The sequence below is a fragment of the Dactylosporangium siamense genome (assembly GCF_016862795.1).
Lineage (GTDB): Bacteria > Actinomycetota > Actinomycetes > Mycobacteriales > Micromonosporaceae > Dactylosporangium > Dactylosporangium siamense.
Genome location: NZ_BONQ01000030.1, coordinates 1 through 14819 on the forward strand (window position 1 = coordinate 1; position 14819 = coordinate 14819).

General features: G+C 72.9%; 14 protein-coding genes. 5 read left to right on the forward strand and 9 right to left on the reverse strand.

What is annotated here, in order from left to right; all coding sequences use genetic code 11:
• Nucleotides 1–231 precede the first annotated feature (231 nt).
• The 4 genes from Dsi01nite_RS10380 to Dsi01nite_RS10395 all read right to left on the reverse strand — a co-directional run bounded on the left by Dsi01nite_RS10380 (nt 232) and on the right by Dsi01nite_RS10395 (nt 4244).
• Entirely contained in the window at nt 232–1029 is a 798-nt protein-coding gene (locus Dsi01nite_RS10380) for an alpha/beta hydrolase (RefSeq protein WP_203845867.1), read from the reverse strand.
• Between the two features lie 46 nt (nt 1030–1075).
• The gene (locus Dsi01nite_RS10385; protein WP_203845868.1) at nt 1076–1921 is read right to left on the reverse strand and encodes an alpha/beta fold hydrolase; all 846 of its coding nucleotides are present in this window, start codon (nt 1919–1921) and stop codon (nt 1076–1078) included.
• Between the two features lie 14 nt (nt 1922–1935).
• Nucleotides 1936–2670 (reverse strand): alpha/beta fold hydrolase, encoded by a 735-nt coding sequence (locus Dsi01nite_RS10390; protein ID WP_203845869.1) that lies wholly within the window; start codon nt 2668–2670, stop codon nt 1936–1938.
• A gap of 101 nt (nt 2671–2771) precedes the next feature.
• Nucleotides 2772–4244 carry an MFS transporter gene (locus Dsi01nite_RS10395; protein ID WP_203845870.1) on the reverse strand — a complete coding sequence of 491 codons (1473 nt, stop codon included), beginning with the start codon at nt 4242–4244 and terminating at the stop codon, nt 2772–2774.
• Nucleotides 4245–4295: 51 nt separating this feature from the next.
• Between Dsi01nite_RS10395 and Dsi01nite_RS10400 the strand changes: the two genes are divergently transcribed.
• Nucleotides 4296–4913: a TetR/AcrR family transcriptional regulator gene (locus Dsi01nite_RS10400; protein WP_203845871.1), complete on the forward strand. Its 618-nt coding sequence runs from the start codon at nt 4296–4298 to the stop codon at nt 4911–4913.
• A gap of 32 nt (nt 4914–4945) precedes the next feature.
• Nucleotides 4946–5875 carry an NAD-dependent epimerase/dehydratase family protein gene (locus tag Dsi01nite_RS10405; protein ID WP_203845872.1) on the forward strand — a complete coding sequence of 310 codons (930 nt, stop codon included), beginning with the start codon at nt 4946–4948 and terminating at the stop codon, nt 5873–5875.
• Here the strand turns inward: Dsi01nite_RS10405 and Dsi01nite_RS10410 are convergent.
• Nucleotides 5842–6570 carry an SDR family oxidoreductase gene (locus Dsi01nite_RS10410; RefSeq protein WP_203845873.1) on the reverse strand — a complete coding sequence of 243 codons (729 nt, stop codon included), beginning with the start codon at nt 6568–6570 and terminating at the stop codon, nt 5842–5844. The two genes, Dsi01nite_RS10405 and Dsi01nite_RS10410, sit on opposite strands and share 34 nt — an antisense overlap.
• 81 nt (nt 6571–6651) lie before the next feature.
• Here Dsi01nite_RS10410 and Dsi01nite_RS10415 point away from each other — a divergent pair, with 81 nt between their 5' ends.
• A complete protein-coding gene (locus tag Dsi01nite_RS10415) occupies nt 6652–7500 on the forward strand; it encodes a LysR family transcriptional regulator (protein ID WP_203845874.1) in 849 nt (282 codons plus the stop codon).
• 87 nt (nt 7501–7587) lie between these two features.
• On the opposite strand, the gene Dsi01nite_RS10420 is transcribed toward Dsi01nite_RS10415, so the two are convergent.
• From Dsi01nite_RS10420 to Dsi01nite_RS10435, 4 genes are all read right to left on the reverse strand, one after another.
• Nucleotides 7588–8058, reverse strand: a complete 471-nt coding sequence (locus tag Dsi01nite_RS10420) for a DUF4429 domain-containing protein (protein ID WP_203845875.1) — start codon at nt 8056–8058, stop codon at nt 7588–7590.
• A gap of 281 nt (nt 8059–8339) precedes the next feature.
• Complete coding sequence (locus Dsi01nite_RS10425; RefSeq protein WP_203845876.1) at nt 8340–9464, reverse strand: hypothetical protein; 1125 nt, start codon at nt 9462–9464, stop codon at nt 8340–8342.
• The gene (locus tag Dsi01nite_RS10430) at nt 9461–10105 is read right to left on the reverse strand and encodes a LuxR C-terminal-related transcriptional regulator (protein ID WP_203845877.1); all 645 of its coding nucleotides are present in this window, start codon (nt 10103–10105) and stop codon (nt 9461–9463) included. Before Dsi01nite_RS10430 ends, Dsi01nite_RS10425 begins: the two co-directional genes overlap by 4 nt.
• Nucleotides 10057–11388: a sensor histidine kinase gene (locus Dsi01nite_RS10435; protein ID WP_239135809.1), complete on the reverse strand. Its 1332-nt coding sequence runs from the start codon at nt 11386–11388 to the stop codon at nt 10057–10059. Before Dsi01nite_RS10435 ends, Dsi01nite_RS10430 begins: the two co-directional genes overlap by 49 nt.
• A 141-nt stretch (nt 11389–11529) precedes the next feature.
• Here Dsi01nite_RS10435 and Dsi01nite_RS10440 point away from each other — a divergent pair, with 141 nt between their 5' ends.
• Complete coding sequence (locus tag Dsi01nite_RS10440) at nt 11530–13641, forward strand: MMPL family transporter (RefSeq protein WP_203845879.1); 2112 nt, start codon at nt 11530–11532, stop codon at nt 13639–13641.
• A gap of 81 nt (nt 13642–13722) precedes the next feature.
• Nucleotides 13723–14775, forward strand: a complete 1053-nt coding sequence (locus tag Dsi01nite_RS10445; RefSeq protein ID WP_203845880.1) for a hypothetical protein — start codon at nt 13723–13725, stop codon at nt 14773–14775.
• Nucleotides 14776–14819 lie beyond the last annotated feature (44 nt).

Genomic DNA, 14819 nt, shown 5'->3' on the forward strand with positions numbered 1-14819 from the left:
GGGCGCCCGCCACGACGTTGACGCCCTCGCCGGCCAGGGCCTGGGTGACGGCGAGTCCGATGCCTTTGCTGGCGCCCGTGACGACCGCGGTCTTCCCGGTCAGGTGCAGTTCCATTCCGAAATCCTCTCGTGGGCCGGCCGACCCCGGCGCCGGTATCGACCAGAAACCGGGGTCGGCCGGTGTTGCTCAGGTGCTCAGGCCAGGAAGGCGCGGCTTCAGTCCGCGGGCCTTCACAGCGCCTGCCCCTTGAGCCAGGCCAGGCTGGCGTCGGCGACGTCGCGCCAGCCGCTGTCGATGGTCAGCGAGTGCGCCCGGTCCGGGAACTCGAGGATCTCGGTGACCGCGCTGGAATGCCGGTACTGCTTGAGGGTGGAGCGGGTGACGGCCTCCGGCACGGTGTGGTCCTTGCCGCCCATGATCAGCAGCAGCGGGCCCCGGGACTCGTTGGCCGTGTCGACCTTGGCCGGTGAGTGCGGATTGAAGTTGGCCGCGGCCGCCTCGAAGAGCGGCTTGCCCGGTGCCGGGATCGTCCACCGCTCGAACAGTTCCTGCGACTCGGCCTCGGAGATGGCGTTGCCGAACGCGAACCGGAACTGCTCGGCGGTCAGCGACACGGCCCGGTGCAGGTTGCCGGGGTTCTTGAACACCGGCAGCGTGGCGCGCAAGGCTGACAGCGGCACCGGCAGCACGCCCTTGATCTGGGCGGCGTCGATCGCGACCGCGGCGGCCGCCCGGTCCTGGCCGAGCAGCTTCTGGGCGATCATGCCGCCGAAGGAGTGTCCGATCAGGATCGGCTTGGTGTCGAGCCGGTCGATGATGCTCGCGTAGTGCTCGACGACGTCGTCGATGCCGTGGTCGGCGATGCCGTCCGGGTTGGCGCGGGTCTCCTCGACCGTGTCCGCGTCGCCGGGCCAGCCCGGCGCGGCCGGTTCGTAGCCCGCGTCGCGGAACAGGTCGATCCACGGCGCCCAGGAGGCGGCGTGCAACCACAGTCCGTGGATGAAGATGACCGGTGTCGGTGTGCTCATGCTGGGCTCCTCGGGTCTGCTGCGGGTGGCGGGAACGGCGTATCGGTCATGAGCCGACCGTCGCGCGGGTGGCGGCACGGACCAGGTCGACGACCACGTCCGGGTGCGTGACGAAGTAGGCGTGTGAACCGCGGGGCACCTCGACCGTGTGCGCACCGGCCCGTTTGGCCATCGCCCGTTGCGACGCCGGTGGGATGGCCTGGTCCGCGCCGGACACCGCGTACCACGACGGGATGCTCCGCCACGCCGGCGGACCGGACGGGGAGCCCAGCGCGGTCAGGGTGACCGGGCGCTGCGTCGCCGCCAGTGCCAGCGCCGTGGCCGGGCCGACCTCGCTGATGAACGCCTTGCGGAACTCCTGCGGCCGGATCGAGAGCTCCACGTCGGTGCCACCGCCCGGGATCGGCACCGGGACGCTGGCAACCACGTCCTGCAGGGTCCCACCGGCACTGAGCGCGAAGGCGCTCTCGCCCTCATCGGGGGCGAACGCGGCGATGTACACCAGCGCCTTGACGTTCGGGTTCCCGGTCGCGGCGTTGGTGATCACCGCGCCGCCGTAGGAGTGTCCGACCAGGATGACCGGGCCGGTGATCGAGGCGAGCACGGCCGCCACGTACGCGGCGTCGCTGGCCAGGGCGCGCAACGGGTTGGCCACCGCGACGACTGGGTAGCCGCCGTCCTGCAGGCGCTGCACCGTGCCGTTCCAGCCGGACGCGTCGGCGAACGCGCCGTGGACCAGCACGACGGTCGGCCGGGTACCGCCGCCGGCGGGCCGGGCGAAGGTTTCGGCCTGCGCGGGCGCGGCCGACGTGACGATGCCGAGACCCGCCGCGGCCGACACGGTGGCCAGGCCGGTCAGGACGGTCCGGCGGGAGGTAGGGGCAGAGTTCATGGTCGGGATTCCTTTCAACGCAGTGTGCGCGCGGCGGTGAGGATCACGTCCGCGACGGCGGTGGGCTGGGACACCATGACGGCGTGGGAGCCGGCCGTCTCGGCGATGTGCGATCCGGCGCGCTGCGCCATGGAGCGCTGCGCGTCCACGTGGATGGCCTGATCGTCGGCGGCCACGAGGTACCAGGACGGCAGCGCCCGCCACGCCGGCTCCCCGGACGCCTCCACGAAGCCCGCCAACGCGATCGGCCGCTGGCTGGCCGCCATCACCGCCGCGGTCGTCGCGGGCACGTCGGCGGCGAAGACCGCCGGGAACTGGGCCCGGTCGATGCTCAGCTCGACCGACGTGTCATCGTGTCCGGTCCGCACCTCGGTCTGCCGCAGCGCCGGCCCCATGAGCGTGTCCGGGAACCGCTCGACGATCGCGGTCAGGCTTTCGCCCGCCTCCGGGGCGAATGCGGTGACGAACACCAGGCCGGCCACATTGCCGAGCTGACCCGCGGCGTTGGTGATCACCGCGCCGCCGTAGCTGTGCCCCACCAGCAGCACCCGGCCCCGCACCTCGGCAGCCACGTCCACCAGATAGCGGGCGTCCGCGGCCAGGCCACGCAGCGGGTTCGCCACCGCCCGCACGTCCAGGCCGGCCGCCAGCAACTGCGCGACGACAGCCGACCAACTCGACGCGTCCGCGAACGCGCCGTGCACCAGGACCACCGTCAGGTCGTCCTCGGCACCCTCAAACTCAGTCATTCCTTGCACCTCCGCATCGATGTCGACCGACCGTAGGCCGCCGCCGATGCAAGATCAGTGACAAAAGAGTGACGACGCCGGCCTGCCCCGGCCGAGGATGGTCAGGAGGCCGGCACGGAGTTCAGGTCCGCGGTGGGCCGAGGGCCGGTGGTTTCGGTGGTCGGGGCGCGGCGGGCGCGGGAGATGCCCCAGGCGACGAGCGCCGCGGCAACCACCGTGAGCGTGAGGCCCGCGACGGTGACCGCCTCCTCGAACTGCCCGGCCTGCCGGGCGGTCCAGCCCGGGGTGGCGATGGCGCCGGTGAACAGGGCGGCGAGGATGGTGCCGGTGATGGCGATGCCCGCGCCGGAGGTGACCTCGGTGGCGGTGTCGACCAGGGCGGCGCCGATCGTGGTGCGGTGCTTCGGCAGGCCGCGCAGCACGTTGACGCCCGCGACGACGCCGACGACGCGCATCCCGGCGGCGACGAGCACGAGGGCGATCGCGACCCAGACGTAGCCGTAGCGGCTCAGCAGGCCGTACACGGCGAGACCGGCGACGACCGCGGCGGCGCTGAGCCAGGCGGCGCGGTCGAGTCCGACGCGTCGCACGAACGGGCCGATGAACGCGCCGCCCGCGACGAGGACGATGACCTGTGGCAGCAGGCCGGCGGCGGCGAGGGCGGGCGGCCAGCCCCAGTCGAGTTGCAGTTGCAGTGTCACCAGGTAGCCGAGGCCGGCCGTCGCGAGTCCGGCGGCGGCCTTGAACGCCAGGCCGCTGGAGACCAGTGGCTGGGCGACGAGCTTGAGGTCCAGCAGCGGGTGTGGCGCGGTGCGTTCGCGCAGGACGAAGAGCGCCGCGGTCGCCGCGGCCGCGGCGCTGGTCGCCCACGGGATCCACGAGCCGGCGCCCTCGTCGACGAACAGCGTGGGCGCGACGAGCGCGAGGACGATCGTCGCCGTGCCCAGCGCCGCGCCGGCGCCGTCGACCGGGTCGCGGTGCAGGTCGGCCGGGTCGTCGGCGGCGATGCCGGCCCGCACGCCGATGAACGCGAGGACCGCGATCGGCACGTTGACCAGCAGCAGGACCTGCCACGGCGCGACGGCGAGCACGAAGCCGCCGGCGGTCGGGCCGACCGCGAGCCCGACCAGGCCGACGGTCGTGATGAGGGTGGTGGCGCGGACGCGCAGGCCGTCCTCGTCGAACAGCCGGAAGGCCAGGGCCATCGATCCCGGGGTCGTCATCGCGGCCGCGACGCCCATCGCCACGCGCACGGCGATGAGCTGTTCCGCGGTGGTGACGAACGCGGTCGCGAGGCTCGCCAGGCCGAGCAGGGCCAGGCCGGCGAGCATGATGCGGCGCCGGCCGTGCCGGTCGGCGAGCGCGCCGAACGCCAGCATCAGCCCGCCGAACACGACCGCGTAGGCGCCCGTGACCCACTGCAGGGCGGTCGTCGAGGCGTGCAGCTCGCGGCCGATGGTGGGCAGCGCGACGTTGAGGATCGAGTTGTCCAGCATCTCGAACAGGAACACCGCGGACAGCCCCGCCAGGGCCACCCAGGCTTCCCGCAACGACAATGGCGTGAGGGTACGCATGCCACTAAGTTAACTCACTAAGCTAAGTCACACAAGGAAGTGGAGGGGTGGATGCCCAGGACCAGCGAGCGCGGCGGGCCGCAGACCCGCGCGAGGATCTCCGAGGTTGCCACCCGGTTGTTCCTCGATCGCGGGTTCGACCCGGTCACGGTCGCCGAGGTGGCCCGGGAGGCCGGGGTCTCCAGCGTGACGGTCTTCAAGCACTTCCCGCGCAAGGAGGACCTCCTGCTGGACCGCACGGTCGACGCCGTGGACCTCCTGCGCGCCGCGGTGCGCGACCGCGCCCCGGGCGTCGACGTGCTCGCGTCCCTGCGCGAGGCAACCCTCCGGCTCCTCGACACCCGGCACGCGCTGTCCGGCGTCGCCGACGGGTCCGTCCCGTTCTTCCGGACCGTCGGGGCGTCGCCCGCGCTGATCGCCCGCGCCCGGGAGATCGCCGCCGAGCTGCAGCAGACCCTCACCGACGAGCTGGATCGGGACCCGGCGTTCGAGGGCGACGCGACGCTGCTCGCCGCGTTCCTCATCGCCGGCTACGGCACCGTGCTGGTGCGGACCGCCCGCCGCCTCACTGAAGGGGAGCCGTCGACGGCCGTGGTGGACGACCACCGCGCGGGCGTCGAGCGACTGTTCCACGCCCTCCGCGACGGCGTCATTTCCGCCCGGTATTGACAAGTGCCGGGTTCCAATGTGGACGATGTGCCGTGCGAATTCTTGTGGTGGGTGGCAGCGGTCTGGTCGGGGCGCACGTCGCGGAGGTGCTCCGCGAGCGAGGGCATGAGGTGAGCACGGTGGCGCGCAGCGCCAATCCGGGCGTCGACCACCTGCTCGACGTCGGGACCGCGACGGTCGAGCAGTGGCGGCCGCTGCTCGCCGGGCACGACGGCGTGGTGTTCGCCGCGCGGACCGACGAGCAGCAGGCGCTGCGCAAACCGATCTATCCGGTGTTCCGGGACGACCTGGTCGAGCCGGTGGTGCGGCTGTTCACCGCGGCCCGCCTCGAGGGGCTCACCCGCGGGGTCGTGATGGGCTCCTACTACACGTACTGGGACCGGCTGCACCCGCAGCTGCGGTTGCCGGAGCGGCACACGTACATCCGCTGCCGGATCGAACAGGCGAAGGAGGCACGGACCGCGGCCGGGGAACTGCCGGTCGCGGTGCTCGAGCTGCCGTTCGTGTTCGGTCGGGCCGGCGACCGGCTGCCGAACTGGGCCGGGCCCCTCGACAAGTGGGCGCGGTCCAAGTCGCCGCTGGTCGTCCCGGTCGGCGGATCCGCGGCGGCGTCGGCGCGCAGCGTGGCCATCGTCGCGGTCGACGCCCTGGAGCAGGGCAGCGGCGAGGACATCCCCGTCGCGGACGAGAACCTCACCTGGGACGCGATGATGGCGCGCGTCGCGGCGGCGGTCGGGCGTCCCCGCCGGGTCCGCCGCCTGCCGGCCGCCGCGCTGCGCGCCTCGGTGCGGCTCGGCGGCGCGTTGCAGGCCCTCGGCCGCAAGGAGTCGGGGATCAACCCGAGCCACATCGCGGACCTGCTGCTCGCCGAGATGTTCATCTCACCCACGACCGGACGGTCCCTCGATCCGTCCGTGGGCGAGACGTTTCACCAGGCGATGACGCCGGCGTCATCGAAGTAGCTACCGGTCGGACCGCCGTCGGGCAGGGTCGCGAGCCGGATCGCGATGGCCGCGCCCTGCTCCGGGGTACGGAAGCCGCGGAACCCGTTGAGGTCCGTGGCGACGTACCCGGGGCAGGCCAGGTTGATCAGGATGTTGGTGTCGCGCAGTTCCTTCGCGTACTGGATCGTGACGGCGTTGAGGAACGTCTTCGACGGCGAGTACGCGGCGGAGATCGGCCCGATGGCCGACTCGCCCGCGGAGACGTCGGTCTGCCGCGTGAGGGAGCCGACGGTGCTGGACATGTTCACGATCCGCGGTGACGGGGCGCGGCGCAGCAGCGGCAGCAGCGCGTTGGTGACCCGGATGACGCCGAAGACGTTGGTCTCCACGGCGATGCGCATGGTGTCGATCCCGACGGCGGTCGGGGTCTGCGGCGTGCCACCGGTCACGGCGGCGTTGTTGACGAGCGCGTCGAGCCGCCCCTGCCCGAGCTGCCGCGCGGCGGCGGCCACGCTCGCGTCGTCGGTGACGTCCAGGGCCACGCCGAACGCGTCGACGCCGGCCGCGCGCAGCTTCTCCACGGCCGCCTCGCGGCGCTGATCGTCGCGGGCGCCGACGCCGACCCGCCAGCCGAGGGCGCCGAGGCCGGCCGCGATCTCGTATCCGATCCCCTTGTTCGCGCCGGTCACCAGCGCGGTCTTCGTTTCGCTCATGCCTTCGATCCTGGCCGCGGCCCAGCCGGCGACCAACACCGTCTGGGTGGGCAGCAATACCTTCCGGGTATCGTTGGGCCGATGGAGACACGGGAGCTGCGGTATTTCGTCGCGGTCGCCGAGGAGCTGCACTTCGGGCGGGCCGCACAACGGCTCGGGATCGCCCAGCCGCCGCTGTCCCGGGCGATCCGGCAGCTCGAACGGCGGCTCGGGGTTGACCTGCTGGCCCGCACCAGCCGCTCGGTGACGCTGACGGAGGCCGGCGCGGTGCTGCTGCGGGAGGGCCGGGCCGCCCTCGACGCCGTCGACGCGGCCGGCCGCAGGACCCGCCGTGCCGCACTCGCCGCGACCGGCGAACCCGGCCTGGTCCTCGTCACCAAGGCCGGCGCGGCGGGCGAACTGCTGGCGAAGCTGCTCGACGCGTACGCGGCCGAACCCGACGCGGTCACCGTCGACGTCGTGCTGTGCGGGCTCGCCCAGCAGGAGCGGCTGCTGCGCGACGGGCGGGCCGACGTGGCGCTGCTGCACCGCCCGTTCGACTCGACCTCCGGGTTCGACGTCGAGGAGCTGGCCACCGAGGGGCAGGTCGCGGTCCTGCCCGCCGGGCACCCGCTGACCACCCGCAGCAGCGTGCTGACCGCGGACGTCACCGGACTGCCGGACCTGCCGCTGCCCCGGTGGCCGTGCCGCGACGGCAGCTACCCGGACGGCCCCGGCCCCGAGGTCCGCGACAACGTGCAGCTGTTCCAGCTGATCGCGCTGCGCCGGGCGGCGGCGATCGTGCCGGAGTCCTGCCGCACCCACCTGCGCCGCGACCTCGCCGCCGTGCCGGTCCTCGACGCTCCACGGGTGACGACGGTGATCGCCTGGCCGCCGCACAGCCGCTCCCGCGCCCTCGCCGGCCTGGTCAACGCCGCCACCCGCCTCTGACCGTGTTCGGGTCGCGTTTGTCGCTCGGGTACGGCATGGCGCCGCGCCTTCAATGACGCCGGGCGGCCGGCCGCCGGCCGTCCCGGGCTACCGGCCGGCAAGCAGCCGGGCCTTCTGCGCCTCGAACTCCTGCTGCGACAGGACTCCCTGCCGCGCCAGCGCGACCAGCTTCTGGAGCTCATCGGCCACGGACACTGGTGCCGCCTGTTGCGGCACAACGTTGTGCCGGGCGGCCAGCGCCCGCTCGACGGCGGCGCGGAGTTCAGCGAACGCGGACATCTGCGCCTTGGTGAAGATCACCGAGTTCTCGTCGCGGCCGGCCTGCTTGGTCTGCGACCCGGCTCGGGACCGGGTGCCACCGACGCCCGCGGTCTCGAACTGAATGAAGCCGTTGACAAGACTGCCGGCAGGTTTCCATTGCACCGACACCACTGCGGCGAGCGGGATCCGCTTCTCGCCCTTCCCGATCGACACCCGAGCACGAAGACCCCTGCGGAGGATGGTGATGTAGGTGCCGTCGAATGCAATTTGTCCGTTGCGTCCCCGAACTTCAGTCACTGCGGTAATTATGCCTTTTCGCTATGGTCCCGGGAACTACCCGCAAGACTGACACGCCTGGTCGAAGTCGCGCGTTGCCCGGTCTCCCCGAACTGCGGGAAACAGCATCTACCTGGTTGATCGGTGGCGTTCCAGAGCCAGTCATCAACCAGGTAGTAGCAAGATCGGCGGTGCTGCCAACTTTTGGTGATCGATGGGGGACGTCCATCACCAACGGCACCGACCCCTGAGGGACGACCGGCAACCGTGATCGAAGTCGCTGGATCGGGGCTCAGCTCGTCTCAGCCGGCTGTTGTGAGGGCCTGGATCGCGGCGCGGTCCACCGGTAGGCCGAGTCCGTCCAGCAGTTCGGTGCGGTCCTGCCGCTGCTCCCGCCAGAGGGTGTCGTTCGCGGCGAGCGCCGACAGATACGCCCGTTGGGCGGCGCCCAGCCGGAGGCGGGCGGGCCGCGGCTGCGGGAAGGCGGCCGCCAGCAACGGGCCCCAGGTGGCGTCGATCGACCACGGGCGCGCTGCCTCGGCGACCCCCAGGGCCGCCGGCAGGAGCAGGTCGAAGTCGCCGGTGCAGCGCAGCGCGGCCTCGACCAGCCGCTCGCTCAGCATCGCGCCGCCGTGCGGGACCGGAGGTTCGTCGCGCAGCCAGCCGTCACAGCCACCCGGCCAGGTCAGCGCATCGGTGACGACGCGCAGCGTCCGGGGGTCGGCGGTCACGGCCGGTGACAGGGCGGCGCAGGTGCGGATCACCGCCGAGGTGTCGTCGAGCAGGTCGCGGGTATCGGCGCCGGCGCCGGCCAGACCCAGCACGCAGTCGATCCGGTGCTCCGGCTCGGCGGTGTCGTCGCCCGCCACAGAAATCAGCCGTTCGAGCGCCGGCTCCGGGTCTGCCAGGCGAGCGCCGGCCAGTCCCATCCAGCACGCCACCGCGTGCAGCGCCGCAGTGCGTTCCGCCGGGTCCGGTGCGTCCAGCCACGGCATCAGGCAGGGAACGACGACGGTGGCCCGGCGCGCGCAGCCGGACCCCCACCGTCGCACGATCACGAAGTCCGGTTCGTCGGCGGGTTCCCAGTACACCTCGAAGGCGTCCACTTCCGGATCGTCCCGCCGCAGGTAGCTGACCATGTCCGGATTCGCCTGGTAGTAGGAGGCCCGCGCCGCCACGTGACCGAGATACGTCAGCAGCTCCACCCGGTCGAGGCGATCGTCGGGCAGCATCCGCGCGATGACTTCGGCGACCGGCGCGGTGACCGGGTACAGCGACCCCTGGTGCAGCACGGCGTTCCACAGGTGCGCCAGCGCGGCCCGGCGGGTGGCCGGGTCGGCGTCGGTCAGGCCGCGCAGGTGCTGTGGTGTGTCGGAAGCCGGCCCGTAGGCGTGCGCCGAACGGTGCCAGGCAACGGCGCCGGTCATTGGTCCAGATAGGTGAGGACGGCCATGACGCGGCGGTTGTCGTCGCTGGACGGGGGCAGGCCGAGTTTGCTGAAGATGCTGTTGATGTGTTTGCTGACGGCCTTCTCCGACACGAACAGGCGGCCGGCGATCGCGGCGTTGGAGCGGCCCTCCGCCATCAGGCCGAGCACCTCGCGTTCGCGGGCGGTGAGGACGTCGAGGGGGCCGGTGTCGGGGCGCCGGGCCAGCAGCAGCGCGATGACCTCCGGGTCCATGACGGTGCCGCCCTCGGCGACCCGCCGGACCGCGTCGATGAACTGCCCGACGTGCGAGACGCGGTCCTTCAGCAGGTAGCCGATGCCGCCGACGCCGGCCGCGAGGAGCTCCCGGGCGTAGAGCTGCTCGACGTGCTGGGAGAGCACCAGGATCGGCAGGCCGGGGACCTGGGCGCGGGCGGCGATCGCGGCCTGCAGGCCCTCGTCGGTGAACGTGGGTGGCAGCCGCACGTCGACGACCGCCACGTCGGGCCGGTGGCCGAGCAGGGCCGGCAGCAGCGCCGGGCCGGTGTCGACGGACGCGACCACCTCGAAGTCGAACGCCTCGAGAATGTGGATCAGGCCGTCCCGGAGGAGGGCGAGGTCCTCGGCGATGACAACTCGCACGGTAGCTCCATCGTCACGGTGGTGGGTCCGCCGGGCGGACTGGCCACGGACATGGTGCCATCAAACGCGGCGAGGCGTCGTTCGATCCCCCGCAGGCCGCTGCCGTCAGACACGGCGCCGCCCCGGCCGTCGTCGCGGACGACCATGAGCAGCCGGCCCTGGTCGTACCCCAGCCGGATCGAGATACGCGAAGCCCGGGCGTGTTTCACGGCGTTGGTGACGGCCTCCGCGATCGCGAAGTAGGCCGCGGACTCCACCGGGGCGAGGGGGCGGCCGGGCAGGGAGATGTCGACGTCGACGGGGAGCGGGACGGTCAGGGCCAGGGCCTGCACCGCGCCGTCGAGGCCGCGTTCGGCCAGCACCGGTGGGTGGATGCCGCGGACCAGGTCACGCAGCTCGGCGAGGGCCATCCCGCTGTGCTCACGGGCCTGCGCCATCAGCCGCAGCGCCGCCTCCGGGTCGCGGGCCAGGAGCTCCTCGGCGAGGCCGATCTTCATGCTGACCGCGACGAGGCGGGCCTGCGCGCCGTCGTGCAGGTCGCGTTCGATCCGGCGCAGCTCGGTGGCCTGGGCGTCGACGGTCTCCGTGCGGGTCTGGGTGAGCCGGTCGACCCGCACGGCGAGCGCGGCGGCCCGGGTCGGGGCGAGCAGCCACTGGCTGACGAGGGCGAACCAGCGCAGCGTGTGCGGGGTGAGTGTCAGCCCGGCGGGCAACAGCACCGCGGCCTGGGGCCAGCTCAGCAGCGCCTCGGCGAGGTTGTCCATGGGCCAGAAGACGCCGTAGCCGTACCAGTCGATCACGAAGTACAGCAGCACCGGCACGCCGAGGATGCCTTCGATCCCGTATGCGATCAGGGCGGCGGGCGCGATCAGCAGCAGCCCGACGAGCTGGATGGACAGCACCAGCCAGGCCAGGTCCCGCCAGGTCGCGGGGTCGGTGACCACCCACCGGTACAGCCGCCAGATGCCCGCCTTCGCGGGGCGGGGCCGGTACGGGACCGGGATCTCGACCCCGGTCCACTGCGCCAGGAGCCGCCGGTCGAGGTCGGCGACGGCGCGGACCCCGAGCGCGACGAGCGGCACCAGGAAGATGCCGACGCCGGCGACCGTGAGGACGGTCGACACCACGAACAGCACGAAGAGGGTGATGTTGGTGGTCAGCGTCCCGATCGCGAGCAGGACGCTGCGCAGGCCGGCGAGCAGCCCACGGGACAACCAGGTCCACACCGGCGGGGTCAGCACCCGGCGGACGGGCTCCGGCAGCCAGGTCGGCAACGGGTTCACCGTCCCATTCTCACCCGGGCACCCCGGAACCCGCGGTGGTGCTAGGACCACCCCGCTTCGGGACATGACACTCCTGACCCGCGGCCCGCCGGTGCGTTGGATCAGAGGCATCGAAAGCCAGTTCCAGGGAGGGAACACCCGATGTCAACACAACGCCTGGCCGGGCTGCCGTCCGGTCGCCGCACCAAGCTGGTGATGCTGGCCCTGTGGGTCGTCATCGCCGCCGTGCTGGGTCCGCTCGCGCTGAAGCTCGCCGACGTGCAGGACAACGACTCGCTCGGGTCGCTGCCGGCCGGCGCGGAGGCGAGCCGGGCCGCGGCCCGGGAGGAGGCCGCGTTCCCCGAGCCGGACGCGCTCGTCGCCGTCGCCGTCTACGTCCGCGAGTCCGGGCTCACCGACGCCGACCGGGCCAAGGTCGACGCCGACCGGGCCGCGTTCGCCGCGCACGCCCTGGGCGGGACGGTCGCCGAGCCGGTGCCCGCCGCGGACGGCAAGGCGCTGCTGCTGACGTTCGCCCTCGCGGGTGACGCCGAGCAGCAGTCCGCGGCCGTCGCGCCGGTCAAGGACCGGCTCGCCGCGCAGGCACCGGACGGGTTGCGCACCGCGCTGACCGGTTCGGCGGGCGCCGAGGACGACTTCGCCGACGCGTTCAAGGGGCTCGACGTCACCCTGCTGCTGGCCACCGTCGCGGCCGTGGCGGTGCTGTTGCTGCTGACCTACCGCAGCCCGGTGCTGTGGGTGATCCCGCTGCTCACCGCCGCGGTCGCCAGCCAGGTCGCCGGCGGTGTGGTGTATCTGCTGGTCAAGCACACCGGGATCACCGTCGACCTGCAGAGCCAGAACATCATGACGATCCTGGCGGTGGGCGTCGGCGTCGACTACGCGTTGCTCATCGTCGCGCGGTACCGCGAAGAACTGCGCCGCCACGAGGACCGGCACGAGGCGATGGGCATCGCGTTGCGGCGGTCGTTCCCGGCGATCTGCGCGTCGGCGGCGACCGTCGCGATCGGGCTGCTGTGCCTGCTCGCCGCCGACCAGCCGGCCACACACGGTCTCGGCCCCGTCGGCGCGATCGCCGTCGTCGCCACGCTGTTCGCGATGACGACGCTGCTGCCCGCGGTGCTGGTGCTGTTCGGGCGCTGGGTGTTCTGGCCGTTCGTGCCGCGGTACACCCCCGGCATCGAGCAGCAGGACGTCGCCGCGGACCACGGCGTCTGGGCCCGGATCGCCCGTCTCGTCGGCGCCCGTCCGCGCACCGTGTGGCTGGCGACCGCCGCCGTGCTCGCCGCGCTCACCTTCGGCGTCACCAACCTCAGCGTCGGCCTGCCGGGCGACGAGACGTTCACCGACGAGGTCGGCTCGATCACCGGGCAGCGCCTCATCGAGCGGCACTACCCCGGCGGCACCCTCTCGCCCGCCGTCGTCATCGCCGCCGCCGGCACCGCGACGCCGGTCGCCGACGCGGCCCGCACGGTTGACGGCGTCGCGACGGTCGGCGAGCCGGAACGCTCCGCCGACGGCCGCTGGGTGCGCATCGAGGCGACGTTCGCCGCCGAGCCGACCAGCCCGGCCGCTCAGGAGGCCCTGCAACGCCTCCGGGACGCCGTGCACGGCGTCCCGGACTCGCAGGTGCTCGTCGGCGGCGACACCGCGTTCGAGGTCGACGGCGACTCGGTCACCAGCCGCGACAACCTGGTCGTCATCCCCCTCGTTCTCGCCGTCATCCTGCTGGTGCTGATGGGTCTGCTGCGGGCCCTCATCGCGCCGCTGGTGCTGCTCGCCAGCGTCGTGCTGTCCTACGCGGCGGCGCTGGGTGCGGCCGGGTTCATCCTGGACGCCATCGGTCATCCGCGGCTGTGGAGCGCGGTGCCGCTGCAGACGTTCCTGTTCATCGTCGCCCTCGGCGTGGACTACACCATCTTCCTCATGACCCGCGCCCGGGAGGAGACCGCGCAGCTCGGCCACCGCAGGGGCGTCCTGCACGCGCTGACCGTCACCGGCGGCGTCATCACCAGCGCCGGCGTGGTCCTGGCCGCCACGTTCGCGGCGTTGAACGTGCTGCCGATGGTGCCGTCGATGCAGATCGGGGTCATCGTCACCGTCGGGGTGCTCATCGACACGCTGCTCGTGCGCAGCCTCCTCGTCCCCGCCCTGGCCGTCCACATCGGACGGTTCGCGTGGTGGCCCGGCCGGCTGTCCCGGGCCACGACCGCCGCTGAGATTCCCGTTTCGCCGCCGGTACCGGTGAGCTGAGTTCCCCCCACACGTCCCCTTCCGCCGCCCGGCGGGAGGGGACGGCCGTGCCGGTGGCAGACTGGCCGTGGAGGTGGGCGGGTGGATCTGACGGCGGGATACACGGACGGCTGGCGCCGGCAGCCGTCGCCGCTGGGCGGCGGGGCGACGTCGGGGCAGTGGTCGGTGATCGCGGCGCTGTGGCTGCTCGCCGAGTGGACCCGCGACGCCACGCCCGGCTGGCGCAGCGAGATCGTCACCGGCACCACCGCCGAACGCACCACCGAGCCGTGGCCGCGGCCACCGGCCGCGGTCGGGGACTTCGACATCCCGGCCGACGGCGCCACGGTCCTGCTCAGCCTGCTCCAGCCCGGCCCGAACCGGCCGTACGAGCCGAACCGCCCGCCGGCGGAGGCGACCGCCGAGGTCCTGGCCCTGCTGGCCGACCGGATCCCGGTCACCGATCCGCGCGGCACGGCCCTGCTCGCGCACCTGGCCGAACAGCTGACCGGGCCCTACGTGGACCTGCTGCGCGTCTCGACCGGCGACGACCTGCAGCTGATCCAGCGCGACTCGAGCGGGCGGACGTTGCGCCTGACCGTGGCGGACGCACCGGTGACCGAGCCACCGCCGGTCATCGCGGCCGACGGCGCCGACGCCGCCCTGCGCACCCGGCTCGCCTGCCTCATCACGCTGCTGAGCGCCCACCTGTGGGTGAACAACAACAACCCGGTGACGTTCCGGGTCTGGCTCGGCCCGCGCGGTGACGCGAACCCGCTCACCGCCGCCGCCGACTGGTGGACCCGCACCCGGGAGGAGGAGCCAGACGAACCGCCGCAGCTGCGGCCGGTCACCGTCGAGGACCTCGACGCCGGCCTGTACACCATCGTCCGCGGCTCCCTGCTGGAACTGTTCGACGGCAGCTGGAGCGGCGTCGAGGAGTGGCCGCACGTCCCACCGGGCCACCTCACCCGGCACCTGTACCGGGACCTGCTCGACCTGCTGCTGACCAGGGTCGGCGGCGCACCTGACCTGCTGTGCACGGGCTACCTGCCGGTGACTGAGATCGAGGACGACGAGGACGACTTCTACGGCACCGTGGTGTTCGTCGGGTCCGCCGACGTCGCCGTCCTCGACCTCGACCTCACCTGCTGATGCGCGCCACCTTGTTCACCGTCGACGTGCCTTTCGGCGGCCTC